19 protein-coding genes and 1 pseudogene are annotated in these 21,742 nt (G+C 62.0%); all 20 read left to right on the top strand.

Annotated features, from left to right (window positions below; genetic code table 11):
• Position 1 precedes the first annotated feature (1 nt).
• Positions 2-445 (top strand): flagellar basal body rod protein FlgC, encoded by a 444-nt coding sequence (flgC, locus tag LOY53_RS19145; protein WP_027593052.1) that lies wholly within the window; start codon positions 2-4, stop codon positions 443-445.
• Between the two features lie 12 nt (positions 446-457).
• Positions 458-1,159 carry a flagellar hook assembly protein FlgD gene (gene flgD / locus LOY53_RS19140; RefSeq protein ID WP_085272497.1) on the top strand — a complete coding sequence of 234 codons (702 nt, stop codon included), beginning with the start codon at positions 458-460 and terminating at the stop codon, positions 1,157-1,159.
• 27 nt (positions 1,160-1,186) lie between these two features.
• The gene (flgE, locus tag LOY53_RS19135) at positions 1,187-2,509 is read left to right on the top strand and encodes a flagellar hook protein FlgE (RefSeq protein WP_252825301.1); all 1,323 of its coding nucleotides are present in this window, start codon (positions 1,187-1,189) and stop codon (positions 2,507-2,509) included.
• 154 nt (positions 2,510-2,663) lie between these two features.
• Positions 2,664-2,855: a hypothetical protein gene (locus LOY53_RS19130; protein ID WP_258703145.1), complete on the top strand. Its 192-nt coding sequence runs from the start codon at positions 2,664-2,666 to the stop codon at positions 2,853-2,855.
• A gap of 159 nt (positions 2,856-3,014) precedes the next feature.
• On the top strand, positions 3,015-3,755 hold the full coding sequence (locus tag LOY53_RS19125) for a flagellar basal body rod protein FlgF (protein WP_186679627.1): 741 nt from the start codon (positions 3,015-3,017) through the stop codon (positions 3,753-3,755).
• A 46-nt stretch (positions 3,756-3,801) separates the two neighbouring features.
• Complete coding sequence (gene flgG, locus LOY53_RS19120; protein WP_238215402.1) at positions 3,802-4,587, top strand: flagellar basal-body rod protein FlgG; 786 nt, start codon at positions 3,802-3,804, stop codon at positions 4,585-4,587.
• Between the two features lie 48 nt (positions 4,588-4,635).
• Positions 4,636-5,331 (top strand): flagellar basal body L-ring protein FlgH, encoded by a 696-nt coding sequence (gene flgH / locus LOY53_RS19115; RefSeq protein ID WP_016488460.1) that lies wholly within the window; start codon positions 4,636-4,638, stop codon positions 5,329-5,331.
• A 12-nt stretch (positions 5,332-5,343) separates the two neighbouring features.
• The gene (locus LOY53_RS19110; RefSeq protein ID WP_408981309.1) at positions 5,344-6,453 is read left to right on the top strand and encodes a flagellar basal body P-ring protein FlgI; all 1,110 of its coding nucleotides are present in this window, start codon (positions 5,344-5,346) and stop codon (positions 6,451-6,453) included.
• Positions 6,454-6,464: 11 nt separating this feature from the next.
• Positions 6,465-7,619, top strand: a complete 1,155-nt coding sequence (flgJ, locus tag LOY53_RS19105) for a flagellar assembly peptidoglycan hydrolase FlgJ (protein WP_258703144.1) — start codon at positions 6,465-6,467, stop codon at positions 7,617-7,619.
• A 10-nt stretch (positions 7,620-7,629) separates the two neighbouring features.
• Complete coding sequence (flgK, locus tag LOY53_RS19100; protein WP_258703143.1) at positions 7,630-9,672, top strand: flagellar hook-associated protein FlgK; 2,043 nt, start codon at positions 7,630-7,632, stop codon at positions 9,670-9,672.
• Between the two features lie 12 nt (positions 9,673-9,684).
• Positions 9,685-11,250, top strand: a complete 1,566-nt coding sequence (locus LOY53_RS19095; protein WP_258703142.1) for a flagellar hook-associated protein 3 — start codon at positions 9,685-9,687, stop codon at positions 11,248-11,250.
• Positions 11,251-11,545: 295 nt separating this feature from the next.
• On the top strand, positions 11,546-12,475 hold the full coding sequence (locus LOY53_RS19090; protein ID WP_085272500.1) for a ketoacyl-ACP synthase III: 930 nt from the start codon (positions 11,546-11,548) through the stop codon (positions 12,473-12,475).
• A 317-nt stretch (positions 12,476-12,792) separates the two neighbouring features.
• Positions 12,793-14,493 (top strand): flagellin, encoded by a 1,701-nt coding sequence (locus LOY53_RS19085; RefSeq protein WP_258703141.1) that lies wholly within the window; start codon positions 12,793-12,795, stop codon positions 14,491-14,493.
• A gap of 76 nt (positions 14,494-14,569) precedes the next feature.
• Positions 14,570-14,920, top strand: a complete 351-nt coding sequence (locus LOY53_RS19080; protein WP_258703140.1) for a flagellar protein FlaG — start codon at positions 14,570-14,572, stop codon at positions 14,918-14,920.
• 79 nt (positions 14,921-14,999) lie between these two features.
• Positions 15,000-16,354, top strand: a pseudogene (fliD, locus tag LOY53_RS19075) (flagellar filament capping protein FliD).
• 78 nt (positions 16,355-16,432) lie between these two features.
• Positions 16,433-16,828 carry a flagellar export chaperone FliS gene (gene fliS / locus LOY53_RS19070; RefSeq protein ID WP_027593038.1) on the top strand — a complete coding sequence of 132 codons (396 nt, stop codon included), beginning with the start codon at positions 16,433-16,435 and terminating at the stop codon, positions 16,826-16,828.
• Between the two features lie 16 nt (positions 16,829-16,844).
• On the top strand, positions 16,845-17,138 hold the full coding sequence (locus tag LOY53_RS19065) for a flagellar protein FliT (protein ID WP_099428639.1): 294 nt from the start codon (positions 16,845-16,847) through the stop codon (positions 17,136-17,138).
• Positions 17,139-17,306: 168 nt separating this feature from the next.
• Positions 17,307-18,782 (top strand): transcriptional regulator FleQ, encoded by a 1,476-nt coding sequence (gene fleQ, locus LOY53_RS19060; RefSeq protein ID WP_099428640.1) that lies wholly within the window; start codon positions 17,307-17,309, stop codon positions 18,780-18,782.
• A 253-nt stretch (positions 18,783-19,035) separates the two neighbouring features.
• Complete coding sequence (locus LOY53_RS19055; RefSeq protein WP_258703139.1) at positions 19,036-20,253, top strand: PAS domain-containing sensor histidine kinase; 1,218 nt, start codon at positions 19,036-19,038, stop codon at positions 20,251-20,253.
• On the top strand, positions 20,253-21,617 hold the full coding sequence (locus tag LOY53_RS19050; protein ID WP_252825289.1) for a sigma-54 dependent transcriptional regulator: 1,365 nt from the start codon (positions 20,253-20,255) through the stop codon (positions 21,615-21,617). The genes LOY53_RS19055 and LOY53_RS19050 overlap by 1 nt, the downstream gene beginning before the upstream one ends.
• Positions 21,618-21,742: the final 125 nt, after the last annotated feature.

Here is a 21,742-nt window from a genome sequence, read left to right as displayed (position 1 = left end):
CATGTCCCTTTCCAGTGTTTTCAACATTGCCGGCAGCGGCATGAGCGCGCAGAACACCCGCCTCAACACCGTGGCCTCGAACATCGCCAACGCCGAGACCGTGTCGTCGAGCATCGACCAGACCTACCGCGCCCGCCACCCGGTGTTCGCCACCACCTTCCAGAACGCACAGGGCGGCGCCAGCCAGTCGCTGTTCGAGGACCAGGGCGAAGCGGGGCAGGGCGTGCAGGTCAAAGGCATCGTCGAAGACCAGAGCAATCTGGAGGCGCGTTACGAGCCCAACCACCCCGCGGCGAACAAGGACGGCTACGTCTACTACCCGAACGTCAACGTGGTTGAAGAAATGGCTGACATGATCTCTGCCAGCCGTGCGTTCCAGACCAACGCCGAACTGATGAACACCGCCAAAAGCATGATGCAGAAAGTCTTGACCTTGGGTCAGTGATAGGAAGCCGACATGACCACGACCAATTCCACCAGTGACGTCGGCAGCGCGTACCTGACCTCGCTGCAAAAGCAGACCAGCAAGACCGACAGCAGCACCGGCGCTGCCGGCAGTGCGCTGGGCAAGGATGCGTTCCTGCAGTTGCTGGTAACGCAGATGAAAAACCAGAACCCGCTCGACCCGCAGGAAAACGGCGAGTTCGTTGCGCAGCTGGCGCAGTTCAGCAGCCTTGAAAGCATGCAGACCCTGAACGACACGGTGAACTACATCGCCGGTTCGTTCCAGTCTTCGCAGGCGTTGCAGGCCTCGTCGCTGGTTGGGCGCAATGTGATCGTCCAGACCGACAAGGCTTTGGTCGACACCAGCAAAGAGATGAAAGGGTCGGTCAACCTGACCTCGTCGAGTACCGCCACGTCTGTCGGCATTTATGACAAAGACGACAAGCTGGTGCGCACCCTGGACCTGGGCTCCAAGGCCGCCGGCAAGGCCGACTTCACCTGGGATGGCCTGGACGACGACGGCGAGGCGTTGGAGGCGGGTACCTACACCTTCAAGGCCACCGCCAGCATCGATGGCACTTCTACGGCCATGACCACCAACCTGCCGGCCACGGTCACCAGCGTGACCATGGGTACCAACGGCGCCGAAATGACGCTCAACCTCGCCGGGCTGGGCAGCGTCGCGCTGTCCAAAGTTCAAACCATTGGCATCTAGGGCCTAAGTTAACGACAGGAGTAGCACATGTCTTTCAATACCGGCCTTAGCGGCCTCAATGCAGCAAACAAGGCCCTGAACGTCACTGGCAACAACATTGCCAACGTCGCCACTACCGGCTTCAAAGCCTCGCGCGCCGAGTTCGCGGATCAGTACTCCAACTCCATCCGCGGCACCAGCGGCGGCAAGACGGTCGTTGGCACTGGCGTGAGAACCGCATCGGTGTCGCAGATGTTCACGCCGGGCAATATCAACGGTACCGGCCAAGCCCTGGACATGGCGATCGACGGCAACGGCTTCTTCGCCTTGAATGACAATGGCTCGAAGATCTACACCCGTGCCGGCATGTTCTACAGCGACAAGGAAGGCAATGTCATCAGCTCGTCGGGCGCCAAGCTGCAAGGTTATGGGGTTGATGGCAATGGCAATGTCGTCCCGGGCGCGCTGACCGACCTGAAAATCGACACGTCCAACCTGACGCCCAACCCTACCGGGCGCATCACTGAGACGCTCAACCTCAAGTCCAGCGATACCGCCCCGGCCGAGTCGCCGTTCGACCCGGGTAACGTCAAGACCTACAACTACACCTTCAACACCGATGTGTATGACAGCCAGGGCAACCTGCACCAGATGAACCAGTACTTCATGAAGGATGCGGGTACTAACTCCTGGACCATGTACACCACCATCGACGGCCGCAACCCAGCCGACCCGTCTTTGACCACCCCGCTGGCAAACACGCTGCCATTCAAAAGTGACGGCACCTTGGACACGGCGCTCATGAACGAGGGTGCAGTGGCAGGTGGGCTCACCATCAACGCCGACAAGACCTTCAACCTGGACGGCTGGGTGCCGGCGCAGAAGACAGTTGCAGGTGTGTGGGCCGCCAACGGCGCTAACGCGCATGCCTCCGGGGTCAAGCTGGACATGATCGCCACCACGCAATACAACGCCGCGTCCGCCACGACCGCCAAGAGCGGTGATGGCTTTGCGACGGGTGAGTTGTCTGGCCTGAGCATTGATGCCAGCGGCAACATGTTCGCCAACTTCACCAACGGTGAGAACAAGGTGATCGGCCAGGTCGCGCTGGTCAACTTCGCCAACCTCCAAGGCCTGACGCCGGTGGGCGGCACTGCCTGGAAAGAGTCCTACACATCGGGCGTGCCTGTTGTCGGCCAACCGGATACCGGGACGCTGGGGCAGATCACCGGCGGCGCGCTGGAAGACTCGAACGTCGATTTGACCGGCGAGCTGGTCAACCTGATCAAGGCGCAGAGCAACTACCAGGCAAACGCCAAGACCATTTCCACTGAAAGCACCATCATGCAGACCATCATCCAGATGAGCTGATGGTGGTTAGTGTGGTGTGTTGTTTTCTGTAATTGGGGCTGCTTTGCAGCCCATCGCCGGCAAGCCAGCGCCTACAGGTCACGCGATCCCTGTAGGCGCTGGCTTGCCGGCGAATGGGCCGCAAAGCGGCCCCAAAATCCCAAAGGTTACCCCCATGAAAAGGCTGCTGCTACTAGCGATTCTCCCCATCCTCGCCATGGCCCCCTTGCTCGCTGCCGCCCCCGCCCCCTTCTACCAATGGCAAAGCCTGGCCACCGGCCGTTTCATGTGCTCGGCCACCAACCCAGGCGAAGGCTGGATGCGCTTTTCCGGCCCCTACAACAACGCCGGTTGCCGGGTGTACTGAGCACTGCCTTGCCGCTCGCGGCAAACATCCGCCGACAAACTGACGGTTTTTGCCCCTCGGCGCGATGCAACCCCTGAATTCATTGGTTTGCGGACCTGGTTCGATTATTGCTTATCCCTGCTCAGTGACAGCGCGGCAGGTACGCGCATAGGAGATGCTGTGGACAAGATGCTTTACGTGGCCATGACCGGCGCCAGCCAGAACGCGCTGGCGCAGAAGGCCCATGCCAACAACCTGGCGAACATTTCCACCAACGGCTTCCAGCGCGACCTGGAGCAGGCGCGCTCGATGCCGGTGTTTGGCGACAGCTTTCCGGCGCGCGCCTTTGCCATGACCGAGCGCCCGGCCACCGACTTCAGCGAAGGCCCGATGGTCGAGACCGGCCGCGAGCTGGACGTGACTGTGACTGGCAAGGGTTTCATCGCTGTGCAGGCGCCGGATGGCAGCGAAGCCTACGTGCGCACCGGCAGCCTGAACATCGACGCCCTGGGCGTGCTGCGTGCCGGCAACGGCATGCCGGTGATCGGCAACGGCGGCCCGATTGCCATTCCGCCAGAGCAAAAGGTGGAAGTGGGTGAGGACGGCACCATCAGCATCCGCGCCATGGGCGAAGACCCGCGCATGATGGCCGAAGTCGACCGCATCAAGCTGGTCAACCCCGACATCAAAAGCCTGACCAAGGGCCTGGACGGCATGATCCACACCACCAATGGCCAACCGGCGGATGCCGACGTCAACGTGCGCGTGGTGTCGGGCTTCTTGGAAGGCAGCAACGTCAACGCCGTCGAGGAAATGACCTCGGTGCTGGCGTTGTCCCGTCAGTTCGAACTGCACGTCAAGATGATGAACACGGCCAAGGAAGGCGACGAAGCCATGGCTCGGGTTTTGCAAATCGGCTAATCACATTTGAACGGGTGCCGTAAAACAGGCGCACGAGGAGAACAGCATGCTTCCGGCTCTTTGGGTCGCTAAAACCGGCCTGTCCGCCCAGGACACCAACCTGACGGTCATTTCCAACAACTTGGCCAACGTCTCGACCACCGGCTTCAAACGTGATCGCGCCGAATTCCAGGACCTGCTCTACCAGATCAAGCGTCAACCGGGCGCCCAGTCGACCCAAGACAGCGAGCTGCCTTCGGGCCTGCAGGTGGGTACCGGTGTGCGCATTGTCGGCACCCAGAAAAACTTCACCGCCGGCAGCCTGCAAACCACCGAAAACCCGCTGGACATGGCGGTCAACGGGCGTGGCTTCTTCCAGGTCTTGCAGCCGGATGGCACTGTTTCCTACACCCGCGACGGCACCTTCCACCTGAACTCCGATGGCCAGATCGTCACCGCCAACGGTTTCGCCCTGGAGCCAGCCATCGTCGTGCCGAACGACGCGCAAACCTTCACCGTCGGCCAGGACGGTACCGTGTCGATCACCACGGCTGGCAACCCGGCGGCGCAGGTCATCGGCAACATCCAGACCGCCGACTTCATCAACCCGACCGGCCTGCAAGCGATCGGTGACAACCTGTTCCTGGAAACCGCCGCCAGCGGCGCGCCGCAAGTCGGCACCCCAGGCCTGAACGGCTTCGGCACCACCCTGCAGCAGACCTTGGAAAACTCCAACGTCAGCACCGTGGAAGAGCTGGTGAACATGATCACCACCCAGCGTGCCTACGAGATGAACTCGAAAGTCATCTCCACCGCCGACCAGATGCTGTCGTTCGTCACTCAGCAGCTGTAAGCCCCTGATCCCGGCCCCGTAGCCCAGATACACCGTGAGGTAAGCGTCATGAATCGTCTGTTGTCCGTCTTCGCCCTGGGGGGAGCGGTGTTGTTGGCAGGTTGCGTCGGGCCGACGCCCAAGCCCAACGACCCGTACTATGCGCCGGTGTTGCCGCGCACCCCGTTGCCGGCGGCGGCCAACAACGGTTCGATCTACCAGGCCGGTTTCGAGCAGAACCTGTACAGCGACCGCAAGGCCTTCCGGGTCGGTGACATCATCACCATCACCCTTAACGAGAAGACCTCGGCCAGCAAGAACGCAGGTTCGCAGATCCAGAAGAACAGCAAGGCCGACATCGGCCTGACCTCGCTGTTCGGCAGCACGCCTAACACCAACAACCCGTTCGGCGGCGGTGACCTGTCGCTGGAGGCCGGTTACAACGGCGAGCGCGCCACCAAGGGCGACAGCAAGGCCACCCAGGGCAACACCCTGACCGGCTCGATCACCGTGACCGTGGCTGAAGTGCTGCCCAACGGCATCATCGCCGTGCGCGGCGAGAAGTGGCTGACCCTGAACACTGGCGAAGAGCTGGTGCGCATTGCCGGCATGATCCGCGCCGATGACATCGCCACCGACAACACCGTGCCGTCCACCCGCGTGGCCGATGCGCGCATCACCTATTCGGGTACCGGCTCGTTTGCCGATGCCAGCCAGCCCGGGTGGCTGGACCGCTTCTTCATCAGCCCGCTTTGGCCTTTCTGAGTACGGATGACCATGTTCAACGTGAGGCAGCTGATTGCCGCAACCCTGCTACTGTCATGCGCCTTTACGGCCCAGGCCGAGCGCTTGAAGGACATCGCCAGCATCTCTGGCGTGCGTTCCAACCAGTTGATCGGCTATGGCCTGGTGGTGGGGCTCAACGGCACGGGTGACCAGACCACCCAGACGCCGTTCACCCTGCAGACCTTCAACAACATGCTGTCGCAGTTCGGCATCAAGGTGCCGGCCGGTTCTGGCAACGTGCAGTTGAAGAACGTCGCGGCGGTGTCGGTGCATGCCGACCTGCCGGCATTCGCCAAGCCGGGCCAGGTGGTGGACATCACCGTTTCCTCGATCGGTAACTCGAAGAGCCTGCGCGGCGGCAGCTTGCTGATGACCCCACTCAAGGGTATCGATGGCAATGTTTACGCCATCGCCCAGGGCAACCTGGTGGTGGGCGGCTTCGATGCCGAAGGCCGTGACGGTTCGAAGATCACCGTCAACGTTCCGTCGGCAGGGCGAATTCCTGGCGGCGCCAGCGTCGAGCGCTCGGTGCCGAGCGGGTTCAACCAGGGCAACAGCCTGACCCTGAACCTTAACCGCCCGGACTTCACCACGGCCAAGCGTATCGTCGACAAGGTCAACGAACTGCTCGGCCCAGGTGTTGCCCAGGCTGTGGATGGCGGGTCGGTACGCGTCAGTGCGCCGATGGACCCGAGCCAGCGCGTCGACTACCTGTCGATTCTGGAAAACCTCGATATCGACCCAGGCCAGGCCGTGGCGAAAGTCATCATCAACTCGCGTACCGGCACCATCGTCATCGGCCAGAACGTCAAGGTGTCGCCGGCAGCGGTGACCCATGGCAGCCTGACCGTGACCATCACCGAAGACCCGATCGTCAGCCAGCCGGGCGCGTTCTCCAACGGCCAGACCGCCGTGGTGCCGCGTTCGCGGGTCAACGCCGAGCAGGAAGCCAAGCCGATGTTCAAGTTCGGCCCGGGCACCACGCTGGATGAAATCGTCCGCGCGGTGAACCAGGTCGGCGCGGCACCCGGCGACCTGATGGCGATCCTTGAAGCCCTGAAACAGGCCGGCGCCTTGCAGGCCGACCTGATCGTGATCTGAGGACGCCGCGCATGAACAGCAAAAGCTTGGTGTCTGGCAGTGCCGACAGCGGCGCCTACACCGACCTCAACCGCCTGAGTTCGCTCAAGCACGGCGACCGCGACAGCGAAGCCAACGTGCGCAAGGTGGCCCAGGAATTCGAGTCGCTGTTCATCAGCGAAATGCTCAAGGCCTCGCGCAAGGCCAGCGATGTGCTGGCCGACGACAACCCGATGAACACCGAGACGGTCAAGCAATACCGCGACATGTATGACCAGCAGTTGGCCGTGAGCATGTCCCGCGAGGGGGGTGGTATCGGCCTGCAGGACGTACTGGTGCGCCAGTTGACCAAGAGCAAAAGCACGGCCGGCGCCACCAGCCCGTTTCCGCGCAGCGAGGGCAGTGGCCCGGCGCTGTGGGGCAACAAGGTGGCCGAACCCGCGCATGCCGCCCAGACCAGTGCAACGCGCAATGATGTCGCGGCCCTCAATGCGCGGCGCCTGGCCTTGCCGAGCAAGCTCACCGACCGCCTGCTGGCAGGTATCGTGCCGTCGGCTGCGATCACCAACACCGCCAGCGTGCCGGCCCGTGACGGCCAGCAAGTGGCCAAGGCCTTCGCCGTGCCAGAAAACGGCCTGCGCATTGTCGGGCGTGCCGTCGCCCAGCCGCCGCTGGCGCCGAACAAGGCCTTCGCCGACAGCGACGCCTTTGTCGCCACCATGCTGCCGATGGCCGAGCAGGCCGCCAAGCGCATCGGTATCGACCCGCGTTACCTGGTCGCCCAGGCGGCCCTGGAAACGGGCTGGGGCAAGTCGGTCATGCGCAACACCGACGGCAGCAGCAGCCACAACTTGTTCGGCATCAAGGCCAGTGGCAATTGGCAAGGCGAGCAGGCGAGGGCGATCACCAGCGAGTTCCGCGATGGCCAGTTCGTCAAGGAAACCGCAGCGTTCCGCTCGTACGATTCCTACCAGGACAGCTTCCATGACCTGGTAAACCTGTTACAGGGCAATTCCCGCTATCAAGGTGCGCTGGACGCGGCCGATAACCCTGAGCAGTTTGCAAGAGAGCTGCAAAAAGCAGGTTATGCGACCGACCCGGGCTATGCGAAGAAGATCATCAGCATCGCCCAGCAAATGCAAGCAACCCCGCAATACGCCATGGCTGGCAGAACTACGAATCTATAAGGACTAAAACATGTCGAGTCTGATTTCGATCGGTCTGAGTGGCCTTGGTGCCAGCCAGGCGGCACTGTCGGTTACCAGTAACAACATTGCCAACGCCGCCACCAGTGGCTATTCGCGCCAGCAAGCGGTTCAGGTCGCAGGCCCTTCGCACAACATCGGCGCGGGCTTTTTGGGTACGGGCACCACGCTTTCGGACGTGCGCCGGATCTACAGCGCCTACCTGGACAATCAGTTGCAGACCGCGACCTCGTTGCAGGCCGACTCGGTGGCGTTCCAGGACCAGATCACCAGCGTCGACAAATTGCTGGCCGACCGTGATACCGGCATCAGCTCGGTGCTGACCGCGTTCTTCTCGGCGTTGCAGACCGCTTCGGCCACGCCGGGTGATGTCGCTTCGCGGCAGTTGCTGCTGACCCAGGCGCAAACCCTGAGCAACCGCTTCAATGCGGTGGGCACTCAGCTGACCCAGCAGAACGAAACGATCAACTCTCAGCTCGGCACGCTCGCAGGCCAGGTGAACAAGCTCACCAGCAACATTGCCGAGTACAACAAGCAGATCGTCGCGGCCACCGCCACCGGCAATACCCCTAACAGCCTGCTGGATGCGCGCAGCGAAGCCGTGCGCCAGCTCAACGAGCTGGTCGGGGTCACGGTGCAGGAGCGCGACGGCAACTACGACGTCTACCTGGGCAGTGGCCAGTCACTGGTCACCGGGGTCAAGGCCAACACCTTGTCGGTGCAGCCAGGTGTGGCTGACAAAAGCCAAGCCAGCCTGCGCATCAACTACGAGTCGTTCAGCTCCGACGTGACCTCGGTGGTGAGTGGTGGCACGATCGGCGGCCTGCTGCGCTACCGCCAGGACGTGCTGATGCCGTCGATGAACGAGCTCGGCCGCGTGGCCCTGGTGGTTGCTGACAGCATCAACAGCCAGCTGGGCCAAGGCCTGGATGCCAACGCCCAATTCGGCAGCGCGCTGTTCTCCAGCATCAACAGCGCCAGTGCATTGGCCCAGCGCAGCCTGGCTTCGTCGAGCAACAGTGCCGGGTCCGGTAACCTCGATGTGACCATTGCCGACAGCGGCGCGCTGACCACGTACGACTACGAAGTGAAGTTCACCAGCGCCAACCAGTACAGCGTGCGCCGCTCCGATGGCACCGACATGGGCAGCTTCGACTTGAGCGCCGACCCGGCGCCGGTGATCGACGGCTTCAGCCTGGCGCTCAAGGGCGGTGGCCTGGCAGCGGGGGACAGCTTCAAGGTGATCCCGACCCGCTCCGCGGCGGGCAATATCTCGACCATCATGACCGATGCCAACAAGCTGGCCTTTGCCGGGCCGATCAGCGCCACGGCGGGCAGCGGCAACGGGGGCACCGGCACCATCACCCAGCCGGTGTTGGGCGACTCGCTGGACATCTACGGCGGTGCCGATACAGCGCTGGTGCAGCAGGCGATTCGCGAATCGATGCCGGTGCGCGTGGTGTTCGACGCCGCCAACGGCGGTTCCCAAGGCTACAAGCTGTTCGATGCCAAGGGCACGCAGATCGGCACCGGCAGCGTGGTGCCTGGGCAGGACAACAAATTGTCCGTCGCCGTGCCAATGCTCGATGCCGCGGGCCAGCCGATCCTTGATGGCGACGGCAAGCCGCGCAGTTTCAATGTCGAGACCACCATCGGCGGCAGCCCGTCTGCCAACGACAGCTTTACCCTGTCGTTCAATGCCGACGGCAAGGCCGACAACCGCAACGCTACCTCGCTGCTGGAGCTGCAGACCAAATCGACCGTGGCCACCGGCTCTGGCGGTGGCACCAGTTTCACCTCGGCCTATGCCTCGCTGGTCGAGCGCGTGGGGGCCAAGGCCAGCCAGGCCGCCATCGACACCACCGCGACCCAGGCCGTGTTCAAGTCCGCCGCCGAAAGCCGCAGTGCGGTGTCGGGGGTCAACCTCGATGACGAGGCGGCCAGCCTGGTGAAGTTCCAGCATTACTACACCGCGTCGTCGCAGATCATCAAGGCGGCGCAAGAAACCTTTTCGACCTTGATCAACGCCCTTTAAGGAGTGCTGGCCGTGCGTATTTCTACTGCTCAGTTTTATGAGACCAGCGCCAACACCTACTCGAAGAACTTCTCGGACACGGCCAAGACCACCGAGCAGATCACTTCCAAGTCGCGTATCCAGACGGCGGGCGATGACCCGGTCGGTGCCGCGCGCCTGCTGTTGCTGCAGCAGCAGAGCGCGCTGCTGGACCAGTACAACGGCAACATGACCACGGTCAAGAATGCCCTGCTGCAGGAAGAGAGCGTGCTCTCGACCATCAACGATGCCCTGCAGCGTGCCAGCGAGCTGGCGCTGGAGGCGGGTAACGGTGGCAAGAGCGATGCCGACCGCGCATCGATCGCCAGCGAGATCAAAGAGATCGAGGCGAACGTCTTCGGCCTGCTCAATTCCCGCGACGCCAATGGCGACTACATGTTCGGCGGCTCCAAGTCGTCAACGCCGCCCTACGTGCGCAATAGCGACGGTACCTACAGCTACCAGGGTGACCAGACCCAGCTCAGCCTGCAGGTCTCCGATACCTTGAGCCTGGCAACCAATGACAGCGGTTTCAGTATCTTCGACCAGGCGACCAACAACAGCCGTACGCAGTCGAGCCTGCAGGCGCCGACCCCGGACGATGGCAAGGTGCTGTTGTCCGGTGGCCTGATGACCTCGGCGAACACCTACAACAACCAGTTCGCCGGCGGCCAGCCGTACACCATCACCTTCACCAGTGCCACCGAGTACAGCGTCAAGGATGCCACCGGCAAGGACATCACCAGCGAAACTGCGAGCAACGGCAAGTTCGACGTCAACACCGAAGGCGGCAAGATGATTTCGCTGCGCGGTGTCGATTTCGAGATCAACCTGAACCTGCAGGAAGGTGATGATGCCGACGCGGCGGTGGCGGGCCATGTGTTCACCCTCGAAGCCAAGCCCGACACCCTGAATGCCACGCGCAGTGCGGGTAACCCATCGACCGCGCAGGTTACCGGCAGCAGCATCACCGATGCCGATGCCTATCGCAGCACCTTCCCCAGCAATGGCGCGGTGATCAAGTTCACCAGTGCGACCGAGTATTCGCTGTATGCGCAGCCGTACAGTGCCGACAGCAAACCCGTGGCCTTGGGCACGGTCGGGGCGGGTAATGCGGTCACGGTGGCGGGTGTGACCTTCCAGCTCGACAGTGCACCTGGCGAAGGCGACCAGTTCTCGGTGACGGCCAACACGCACCGCACGCAGAACGTGCTCGACAGCCTCGGCCAATTGCGCACGGCGCTGGGCAAGCCAGTCGACAGCCCAGAGGCGCAGGCAGCGCTCAAGACGGCGACCGACTCGGCGATTTCCAACCTGGCCAGTGCCCGTGAGCGTATCGACATTACCCGCGGTTCGATTGGTGCGCGCGGTAACTCGCTGGAGATCCAGGAGCAGGAGAACATCAGCCTGGGCCTGGCCAACAAGACCACCCAGAGCGCTATTGGTGACACCGACATGGCGTCGGCGACCATTCAGCTGACCCTGCAACAGGCGATGCTCGAGGCCTCGCAGCTGGCGTTTGCGCGGATTTCGCAGTTGAGCCTGTTCAACAAGCTTTGAGTCTATTGTGAGTTTTTGGGGCTGCTTTGCAGCCCCAAAATCCCTCAATTCCCCCGCAAAACCCTCCAGTCTCCACACCCCCCGCCAGGCTTTCGTAGCATTTCAATGTGACCAATGAGTCAAAACGGTCATCTTCCCTGTATTCTATGCAGCAGCTGTTGCAGCATTTTGTTACCGGTTTGCATTCGAGCGAGGCTGCCAGGCCTTGCTTGCCCCCTGTGGGGTGACGCTCCGGTATTTGGCGCCCTCAATTCATCGAGTGGTGGTCTTTGGCTGTTTTCATTGGGAAGCCAGAATGATTGGCATCAAAAGCATCGCGAGTTACGTGCCCACCGCTGGCCTGGACAACTACGTCCAGGGTGCGAAGTTCGGCAAGGACGAAGAGTTCATGTTCGGCAAGATCGGCGCGTCCTTCCTGCCGCGCAAGGCCGAAGACCAAGAAACCTCGGACCTGTGCGTCGAAGCGGCCCAGGCCCTGTTCGCCGCCAACCCTGACCTTGATCCGCAATCGATTGATGCGTTGATCGTGGTCACCCAGAACGGTGACGAAGAAGGCCTGCCGCACACGGCCGCCATCGTCCAGAGCAAGCTCGGCCTGTCGACCCGCGTAGCGGCGTTCGACGTGTCGCTGGGCTGCTCGGGTTATGTGTATGGCCTGTATGCGATCAAGGGCTTCATGGAAGCGGCAGGGCTGAAGAATGGCCTGTTGATCACCGCTGACCCGTACTCGAAGATCGTCGACCCGGAAGACCGCAACACCACCATGCTGTTCGGTGATGCCGCCACGGCCACCTGGATGGGCGAAAATGCAGTGTGGAACCTGGGCCAGGCGCGTTTTGGCACTGACGGTTCCGGCGCGGAGCACCTAAAGGTCAACGACGGCAAGTTCTTCATGAACGGCCGCCAGGTGTTCAACTTTGCCCTGATCAAAGTGCCGGCGCACCTGCATGAGCTGCTCGACGCCAGCGGGCTGACCTCGAAGGATATCGACGCCTTCTGCATCCACCAGGGCAGCGCGGCGATCGTCGATGCCGTGGCGCGCCGCTTCGAGGAAGAAAACCCGGAGAAGTTCGTCAAGGACATGCTCGAGACCGGCAATACCGTGTCGTCCAGCGTGCCGCTGCTGCTGCAGAAGCACATGCTCGACGGTAACTGGAAGCGTGTGGCGATCAGCGGGTTCGGTGTGGGCCTGTCGTGGGGCTCGGCGATTCTCTATCGCGACTGACCTTCAGCAGCCTCAAAAAAAGCGCCCGGCGGCCACCGCCCGGCGCTTTTTTTGTGCCTGCCTGAAAACAGGGCTCCAGTTGCCTCAACTCCCACAGGTTGGCAGTGCCAACAGGTTTTTCTGCACAGTTTTTGACGTCAAAAATTCGCCCTTAACCCCCTGATTTCACTGGGCTGGCAGCGTGCCACCATTTTTTTTTTGAAAAACCCCTCAAGCAACCCGCGCACCCGACGATAACCATTACGAAGGTTCTCTAGGCCACACCCGGCGGTTGCCAGGGCCGGAAGCCGCTGTATCCATTCAACGAGGAATTCGTCATGGCTTTGACCGTTAACACTAACATCACCTCCTTGGGCGTTCAGAAGAACCTGAACCGTGCTTCCGACGCGCTGGGTACTTCGATGTCCCGCCTGTCTTCCGGCCTGAAAATCAACAGCGCCAAAGACGACGCCGCCGGCCTGCAGATCGGCAACCGTCTGACCAGCCAAATCAAAGGCCTGAGCGTTGCCGTGAAAAACGCCAACGACGGCATCTCCATCGCCCAGACCGCTGAAGGCGCGATGCAAGAATCGACCAGCATCCTGCAGCGTATGCGCGAACTGTCCCTGCAGTCCGCCAACGGCTCGAACAGCGATGACGACCGTACTTCCCTGCAACAAGAATTCACTGCGCTGTCGGGCGAACTGACCCGTATCGCCAACACCACCACCTTCGGTGGCCGTAAAATCCTCGACGGTTCGTTCCAGAACGTCAGCTTCCAGATCGGTTCCAGCGCTAACGAAACTATCTCGTTCGGCATGACCGACATCAGCTCGACTGGCCTGAAAGGTTCGTTCAGCGAAGCTAAGACTGATGGTAAGGCAACTGACCTGTCGGCTGTGGTCACTGGTGCTGTCGCGCCAGCTGGCACTACCACCTACTCTGCACCAGCTGTAGACTGGGTTCCGCCGACCGGCGAAACGGTTAACCTGGTGCTAAATGGTGCGGCTCCTATCGCCTTGACCGACGCCGATGACGCTACCGCGGTTATCGGCAAGATCAATGCTCAAACTGCTACTACCGGTGTCAGCGCAGCTGACGACGGTACCGGCAAGATTGTAATGAGCTCCAGCTCTACCTTCACTGCAACTGCAACTAACGCCACCACAGCAGCCAACCTCGGTGGCTTCGCGGCAGCAGCGACAGTAGCTCCAGTAACTAGTTTCCCAGCGGCTATTTCCTTCAACATCAACGGTACCGCCATTGGCGCCGCCGCTGGTGATGCTATGAGCGATGTGCTCCAGGCCATCAATGACGAAACCGCTACTACCGGCGTCAGCGCAACTCTGAGCACTGAAGGCCGCCTGCAGCTTAGCTCCATTGATGGCAAAGCCATCAACCTGACCAACGGCACCGGTGCCGCTGGCCAAGGCGCGCTGGCCAAGGTGGGTCTGGCTGCCGGTACTACCGAAGCCAAGCTGGTCGCTGATACCTCTATCTCCCTGAACGGCACTGAAGTCAAGTTCACCAAGGGCGATACCCTGGACGGCATCATCTCGGCGATCAACACCGCGAGCACCGGCGTCACCGCCAGCAAGAACGCCGACAACACCCTGAAGCTGTTCTCGAAAGAGAACATCACTGTTGCCGACGGCAGCCAAGGTACCGGTCTGGATGCTCTGGGCCTGGCTACCACCAACAGCACCGTAGCCATCACCCAGGAAACCACCGTTTCCAACCTGAGCATCACCACTGCTGCCGATTCGCAGAAAGCCATCCAGGCTCTGGATGCCGCTATCGCTCAGATCGACAGCCAGCGCGCTCAGCTGGGTGCTGTGCAAAACCGCTTCGACAGCACCGTTGCCAACCTGAACAGCATCTCGGAAAACTCCACCGCTGCCCGCAGCCGTGTGCAGGACGCCGACTTCGCTTCGGAAACCGCCGAGCTGACCAAGCAGCAAACCCTGCAACAGGCTTCCACCGCGATCCTGTCCCAGGCTAACCAGCTGCCGTCGTCGGTACTGAAACTGCTGGGCTGATCCTGATCGCTAAGTAGTTTGACGAAGGGTACGGTGACGTACCCTTTCGTCTTTCCGAGAACAAGAGGTGCCAGAAATGGATATGAGCGTGAAACTGGGCCTGTCCTATCCCGCCTCCGCTGCTCCCGAAGCAACAGTGAGCAAGCGGCAAGAGAACGAGCTGGCGGCCAACGAGCCGGCCAAGCAAGAATCCCAGCCTGTAGCCCGAGAAACCCTGGAGACCGCAGTCAATGCCATCCAGGACTTCGTCAAGGCTTCAGAGCGACAACTCGATTTTTCGATCGATGACTCCACCGGCCAGGTGGTCGTCAAGGTCATCGCCCGCCAGAGCGGCGAAGTCATCCGCCAGTTGCCCTCCGAAGTGGCGCTGAAGCTGGCGGAAAACCTGAAGGATGCCAACAGCCTGTTGTTCGATACCCAGGCCTGAGTTGGCACGGCTTTTGTTGTAAAGCCGCACGGACGCGTTTTCGTCGGATTTTCGACGGTCACCGATAAGGAGTGTGAAGATGGCGAGTTCTACTATTACCGGACTGGGTTCGGGTCTTAAGATCGACGAGCTTGTTGCGGCGTTGGCGGGTGCAGAAAAAGCCCCAAGCAAACCCAGATCAATAATCAGACCGCCACCGCCACCACCACCTTGTCGGCCATCGGTACGATCAAAAGTGCGCTGGAAACGTACCGCGCGGCGCTGACCAAGCTTAATACCGCAGCGAGCTTCAATGGTTTGTCTGGCTCGTCGTCTGACGAAGCTATCGCCAAGATCAAATTGGGTGATGGCGCGTCGTCGGGCACGTACTCGCTTGAAGTGACGCAGCTGGCAACGGCATCCAAGATTTCGACTCAGGTTTACAAGAACACCTCGACCATCATCAACGATTCGGGCGAGTCGCAAACCCTGACCATTAGCCAGGGCAATGCCACGCACAACGTGTCCATCGCCTCGGGTGCAACGCTGCAGCAGGCGCGCGACTCGATCAACGATCAACTGCAATCCAAGGGCATCACAGCCAACATCGTCACTGACGCCAGTGGTTCGCGGCTGATCTTCTCGTCGACCAAAATGGGTGATGGCACCGAGCTGACCTTGGGTGGCACCGCCGACATGGCCACCGGTGTGACGACCATTGCAGAGCCGCAGAATGCCAAGTACAAGCTCGACGGCCTCGAGCTGGAATCGGCTTCCAACACCGTGACCGGTGCGGTCAGTGGCGTGGATATCACCCTGGTCAAAGAAGGCAAGTCGAGCCTTGTGGTCGCGAGCAACAACGACACCCTGAAAACCTCGGTGCAGTCCTTCGTGACCGCTTATAACGCCTTGATGACGACCATCAATGCGCAGACCAAGGTCACCACGGGCGCCGACGACAGCAGCGCCTCGGGTGCATCGCTGACAGGCGATGCGACCATGCGTTCGCTGGTCAGCTCGATCCGTAGCGAGCTCACCCGCAGTGTGGGTACCGGTGGCCTGCGTACGCTGTCGCAGCTAGGCATCAATACCGTACAGAAGACGGGGTTGCTTGAGCTCAACAACGACAAGTGGGATGCCGCAGTCAAAACGATGGGCGCTGACATCAGTGGCCTGTTCATCGGTAAGGAAGGCCTGCTCAGTCGCATGACCGCGGCCACTGAAGAATACGCCAAGACAGGGGGTATCCTCGCGTCGCGCCAGGCGAGCCTGACCACCCAGCTCAAGCAGTTGGAAGAGTCGCAGACCGCGCTTGATCGCCGTATCGAGTCGCTGACCGACACCCTGACCAAGAAGTACAACGCCATGGACACCCTGGTGGCCAAGCTCAAGGCGACCAGCGACAGCGTAATGACCACGCTAAACGCGCTGAACAAGTCCAACAGCGACGATTGATCGCCTAAAGAAATCCAGCTCAGGGCCGATTACCTAGGTATACGGCCACTGTTCTGCCCCGTTCACTGAGGATCCCCCATGCACCCGATGAGAGCCCTTCGCCAGTACCAGAAGGTCAATTCCCACGCCCAGATTTCCGAAGCGACCCCGCACCGCCTGGTGCAGATGCTGATGGAAGGTTCGCTGGACCGTATGGCCCAGGCCAAGGGCGCGATCAGCCGCGGCGACGTGGCGCAGAAGGGTGTGATGCTGGGCAAGGCGATCGACATCATCGGTGGCCTGCGTGAAGGGCTGGACAAGGAAAAGACCGACAACCCAGACGAACTGGACCGTCTCGATAGCCTGTATGCCTACATGGCCACCCGTCTGATCCAGGCCAACCTGGACAGCGACCCCGCCATCATCGACGAAGTCGCCCAGCTGATGATCACCGTCAAAAGCGGTTGGGATGCCATCGCCACAGCCGAGCAGTGACACGCCAGGAGGCCACATGAACGCGTTGCAGCGAATCGAAGACACCCGTCAGGCCCTGAACGAGGCACTGCAAGCGCGCGACTGGGCCGCCATCGGCGAGCTAGACCTGGCCTGCAGGGCGCAGATGGACGAATTGCTGCAAGGGGCGGTGGAGGATGAGGCGGCGGTTCGGGTGAACCTCGAAGCGCTGATGGACGTTTATCGCCAACTAATCGACGTAGCAAGTGACGAACGTCAATCTTTAGTCCAGCAAATGACGAATATCAATCAAGCGAAACAGGCCACAAAGGTATACCATCTATTCAGCTGACGCTGAGCAGAACGCAAAGCTCGGCGCCATAAATTTGACTGCTTCTAAGTTTTTGACTTTACTAGTGGCTGTTTTCGAATTTCAGACGTCCGAACACTGACCATTCAGTCGGAATGATGTCGAGCACGCCCCACAGGGCGCCGATATGACTAGGGAAGTTGCTATTGCATGTGGCGTGAAACCAAGATTCTTCTGATCGATGACGACAGCGCCCGCCGCCGCGATCTGGCGGTGGTCCTGAATTTTCTAGGCGAAGAAAACCTCGCGTGCTCGAGCCAGGACTGGCAGCAGGCGGTGGAATCGTTGTCTTCGAGTCGGGAAGTGCTGTGCGTGCTTGTCGGTGCCGTGAATGCTCCGGGCAATCTCCTTGGGCTCGTTAAGACAGTGGCTGGGTGGGATGAGTTCCTTCCGGTGCTGCTTTTAGGTGAAATTTCTTCTGCAGAGTTGCCAGAAGAGCTTCGCCGTCGGGTCCTTTCCAACCTCGAAATGCCGCCGAGCTACAGCCAGTTGCTCGATTCGCTGCACCGTGCCCAGGTCTATCGCGAGATGTACGACCAGGCACGCGAGCGCGGGCGCCAGCGCGAGCCGAACCTGTTCCGCAGCCTGGTCGGCACCAGCCGCGCCATCCAGCATGTGCGGCAGATGATGCAGCAAGTGGCGGACACCGATGCCAGCGTGTTGATCCTCGGCGAGTCGGGCACCGGCAAAGAGGTGGTGGCGCGCAACCTGCACTACCACTCCAAGCGCCGCGATGCGCCGTTCGTGCCGGTCAACTGCGGCGCGATCCCGGCCGAGCTGCTGGAAAGCGAACTGTTCGGCCACGAGAAGGGCGCCTTTACCGGTGCCATCACCAGCCGTGCCGGGCGTTTCGAGCTGGCCAACGGCGGCACCCTGTTCCTCGACGAGATCGGCGACATGCCGCTGCCGATGCAGGTCAAGCTGCTGCGCGTGTTGCAGGAGCGCACCTTCGAGCGCGTGGGCAGCAACAAAACCCAGAGCATCGACGTGCGCATCATCGCCGCGACCCACAAAAACCTCGAGAGCATGATCGAGGATGGGACGTTCCGCGAAGACCTGTACTACCGCCTGAACGTCTTCCCCATCGAGATGGCGCCCCTGCGTGAGCGGGTGGAAGACATCCCGTTGCTGATGAACGAGCTGATCTCGCGCATGGAGCACGAGAAGCGCGGTTCGATCCGGTTCAACTCTGCCTCGATCATGTCGCTGTGCCGGCATGGCTGGCCGGGCAACGTGCGCGAGCTGGCCAACCTGGTCGAGCGCATGGCGATCATGCACCCGTACGGGGTGATCGGCGTGTCCGAACTGCCGAAAAAATTCCGCTACGTCGATGATGAAGACGAGCAGATGGTCGACCACCTGCGCAGTGATCTCGAAGAGCGCGTGGCCATCAACGGCCATGCACCGAACTTCGCCAACCCCGCGATGCTGCCGCCCGAAGGCCTTGACCTCAAGGACTACCTGGGCAGCCTGGAGCAGGGCTTGATCCAGCAGGCGCTGGACGATGCCAACGGTATCGTTGCACGCGCGGCTGAACGTTTGCGTATCCGCCGTACCACGCTGGTCGAGAAGATGCGCAAGTACGGCATGAGCCGTCAGGGTGGCGAGGAACAGGCGGAGGATTGACCCCCTTTGCGCCTGTTTCAGGCAGTCGGTAAACCCGTGTAGGAGCAGCCTTGTGCTGCGAAGCGGCCGGCGCATGCACAGAGCCTTTCTGTGCTGCCGCCGGCCTCTTCGCAGCACAAGGCTGCTCCTACACAGGTTGCACAGGTTGCGCGATACGCATTACAGCGCGGTAAAACCCCATCTCCGGCACGGCTATTGCTACACCGCTGGCACCACACCGTTTTTATGACGGTCAGCCACGCGAGAGAGCACGATGCCCCAGGCCGCCCACGTTTCCCGAGCCCCCGATCTGCAGGGGCATACCCCGGTCGAGCAGGAAAGCCGACAGGGTGTCGAGCAGGCTTTCGCCTTGTTCAATCAGGTCTCCAGCCAGCTAAGCCAGTCCTACAGCCTGCTCGAAGCCCGCGTCAGCGAGCTCAAGGGCGAACTGGCCGTGGTCAGCGCCCAGCGCATGGACGAACTGAACGAAAAAGAGCGCCTGGCCAATCGCCTGCAAAACCTGCTGGACTTGTTGCCCGGTGGGGTGATCGTGATCGATGGCCAGGGCCGGGTGCGCGAAGCCAACCCAGCCGCCTGCGAACTGCTCGGCGAGCCGCTGATCGGTGAGCTGTGGCGCCAGGTCATTGCCCGCAGCTTCGCTCCGCGCAAGGATGACGGCCACGAAGTGTCGCTGCGCGACGGCCGCCGCTTGTCCATCGCCACCCGTTCGCTGGATGCCGAGCCCGGCCAACTGGTGCTGCTCAACGACCTGACTGAAACCCGTCGCCTGCAAGACCAACTGGCGCGCCATGAGCGCTTGTCGTCGCTGGGGCGCATGGTCGCCTCGCTGGCCCATCAGATTCGCACGCCACTGTCGGCAGCCATGCTCTATGCCAGCCACCTGGCCGACAGCGAGCAAGACCTGAGCGCCGAAACCCGCCAGCGCTTCGCCGGTACCTTGAAGGAACGCCTGCACGAGCTGGAGCACCAGGTGCGCGACATGCTGGTGTTCGCCCGCGGCGAGCTGCCGCTGGGTGATCGTGTGACCCCGAAAGCATTGTTCCAGGCCCTGCAGCAGGCGGCGCAGTCGCACGTGCAAGGGCACGCCGTGCGTTGGCAGTGCGACAGCCACCTGGGCGAGCTGCTGTGCAACCGCGACACCCTGGTTGGCGCCTTGCTCAACCTGATCGAGAACGCCCTGCAAGCCAGCGAAGCACCGGCCCGGCTCAAGGTGCACGTGTTCCGCCGTGAGCAGGTGTTGCACCTGTGCGTGAGTGATGCTGGCAGCGGTATCGACGCCGATTTGCTGGGCCGCCTGGGCGAGCCGTTCTTGACCACCAAGGCCACCGGCACCGGGCTGGGCCTGGCCGTGGTGAAGGCCGTGGTGCGGGCGCACCAGGGCACCCTCAGCCTGCGTTCGAAGGTTGGGCGCGGCACCTGCGTGCGGGTCGAGCTGCCGCTGATCGATGGGCAACTGGCGGAGGCGGGCTGATGGCGATCAAGGTGCTGCTGGTCGAGGATGACCGCGTATTGCGCCAGGCGCTTGGCGATACCCTGGAAATCGGCGGCTTCGACTACCACGCCGTGGGCAGTGCCGAAGAGGCGCTGGAAGCGGTGCTGGCCGAGGCGTTCAGCCTGGTGGTCAGTGACGTGAACATGCCCGGCATGGATGGGCATCAGCTGCTGGCGCAATTGCGTCGCCAGCAGCCGCAACTGCCGGTGCTGCTGATGACGGCGCATGCCGCAGTCGAGCGTGCCGTGGAGGCGATGCGCCAAGGCGCTGCCGATTACCTGGTCAAGCCCTTCGAGCCCAAGGCGCTGTTGAGCCTGGTGGAGCGCCACGCCGCTGGCCGTGTCAGTGCAGCGGAAGAAGAAGGGCCAGTGGCCTGCGAGCCGGCCAGCCGGCAGTTGCTCGAGCTGGCGGCGCGGGTGGCACGCAGCGACTCGACCGTGTTGATCTCTGGCGAGTCGGGTACCGGCAAGGAAGTGCTGGCGCGCTACATTCACCAGCAGTCCCCGCGGGCGGCCGAGCCTTTTGTGGCGATCAACTGCGCGGCCATCCCCGACAACATGCTCGAGGCCACGCTGTTCGGCCACGAGAAAGGCGCCTTCACCGGCGCCATCGCGGCCCAGGCCGGCAAGTTCGAGCAGGCAGAGGGCGGCACCTTGCTGCTCGACGAGATTTCCGAGATGCCGCTGGCCTTGCAGGCCAAACTGTTACGGGTGCTGCAGGAGCGCGAGGTGGAGCGGGTAGGTGGGCGCAAGCCGATCAGCTTGGACATCCGCGTGCTGGCCACCACCAACCGCGACCTGGCAGGTGAAGTGGCGGCTGGCCGCTTCCGTGAAGACCTGTATTACCGGCTGTCGGTGTTCCCCCTGGCCTGGTGCGCGCTGCGCGAGCGCAAGGGCGATATCCTGCCGCTGGCCGAGCGTTTGCTGGCACGCCATGTCAGCAAGATGAAGCACGCACCCGTGCGCCTGTCTGCCGATGCGCGGGCCTGCCTGCAGGCGCATGCCTGGCCCGGCAACGTGCGTGAACTGGACAACGCCTTGCAGCGCGCCTTGATCCTGCAGCAGGGCGGGGTGATCGAAGCGGCGGATTTCTGTCTGGCGGGCGCCATTCCATTGTCGGCCGGCGCGGCGCCGTCAGTGGCAGCCGTGGTTGCCGAAGCCAGTGGCCTGGGCGATGACCTGCGCCGCCATGAGTACCAGGCCATCATCGACACCTTGCGCGCCGAACGCGGCCGCCGCAAGGAAGCCGCCGAGCGCCTGGGCATCAGCCCGCGCACCCTGCGTTACAAGCTGGCGCAGATGCGCGATGCCGGGTTCGACGTCGAGGCCAGCCTCTTCGGCTGATGCATCGCACCCACAGGCACCCGCTAAATCAACAGGTTATGGGTTTTTCTGTAGGCGCTGGCTTGCCTGCGATGGGCTGCGAAGCAGCCCCTGGATTTCAGCTCCTCAGCAAACATCACCAAGCC

It is taken from the genome of Pseudomonas sp. B21-031, assembly GCF_024748985.1.
GTDB classification, from domain to species: Bacteria; Pseudomonadota; Gammaproteobacteria; order Pseudomonadales; family Pseudomonadaceae; genus Aquipseudomonas; species Aquipseudomonas kermanshahensis.
This window is presented reverse-complemented; position numbering and strand designations above follow the sequence as displayed.

Bases quoted from the DNA above. Each gene is read 5' to 3' on its own strand.
- flgC (WP_027593052.1), top strand. From the start codon at position 2: ATGTCCCTTTCCAGTGTTTTCAACATTGCCGGCAGCGGCATGAGCGCG.
- flgD (WP_085272497.1), top strand. From the start codon at position 458: ATGACCACGACCAATTCCACCAGTGACGTCGGCAGCGCGTACCTGACC.
- flgE (WP_252825301.1), top strand. From the start codon at position 1,187: ATGTCTTTCAATACCGGCCTTAGCGGCCTCAATGCAGCAAACAAGGCC.
- LOY53_RS19130 (WP_258703145.1), top strand. From the start codon at position 2,664: ATGAAAAGGCTGCTGCTACTAGCGATTCTCCCCATCCTCGCCATGGCC.
- flgG (WP_238215402.1), top strand. From the start codon at position 3,802: ATGCTTCCGGCTCTTTGGGTCGCTAAAACCGGCCTGTCCGCCCAGGAC.
- flgH (WP_016488460.1), top strand. From the start codon at position 4,636: ATGAATCGTCTGTTGTCCGTCTTCGCCCTGGGGGGAGCGGTGTTGTTG.
- LOY53_RS19110 (WP_408981309.1), top strand. From the start codon at position 5,344: ATGTTCAACGTGAGGCAGCTGATTGCCGCAACCCTGCTACTGTCATGC.
- flgJ (WP_258703144.1), top strand. From the start codon at position 6,465: ATGAACAGCAAAAGCTTGGTGTCTGGCAGTGCCGACAGCGGCGCCTAC.
- flgK (WP_258703143.1), top strand. From the start codon at position 7,630: ATGTCGAGTCTGATTTCGATCGGTCTGAGTGGCCTTGGTGCCAGCCAG.
- LOY53_RS19090 (WP_085272500.1), top strand. From the start codon at position 11,546: ATGATTGGCATCAAAAGCATCGCGAGTTACGTGCCCACCGCTGGCCTG.
- LOY53_RS19085 (WP_258703141.1), top strand. From the start codon at position 12,793: ATGGCTTTGACCGTTAACACTAACATCACCTCCTTGGGCGTTCAGAAG.
- LOY53_RS19080 (WP_258703140.1), top strand. From the start codon at position 14,570: ATGGATATGAGCGTGAAACTGGGCCTGTCCTATCCCGCCTCCGCTGCT.
- fliS (WP_027593038.1), top strand. From the start codon at position 16,433: ATGCACCCGATGAGAGCCCTTCGCCAGTACCAGAAGGTCAATTCCCAC.
- LOY53_RS19065 (WP_099428639.1), top strand. From the start codon at position 16,845: ATGAACGCGTTGCAGCGAATCGAAGACACCCGTCAGGCCCTGAACGAG.
- fleQ (WP_099428640.1), top strand. From the start codon at position 17,307: ATGTGGCGTGAAACCAAGATTCTTCTGATCGATGACGACAGCGCCCGC.
- LOY53_RS19055 (WP_258703139.1), top strand. From the start codon at position 19,036: ATGCCCCAGGCCGCCCACGTTTCCCGAGCCCCCGATCTGCAGGGGCAT.
- LOY53_RS19050 (WP_252825289.1), top strand. From the start codon at position 20,253: ATGGCGATCAAGGTGCTGCTGGTCGAGGATGACCGCGTATTGCGCCAG.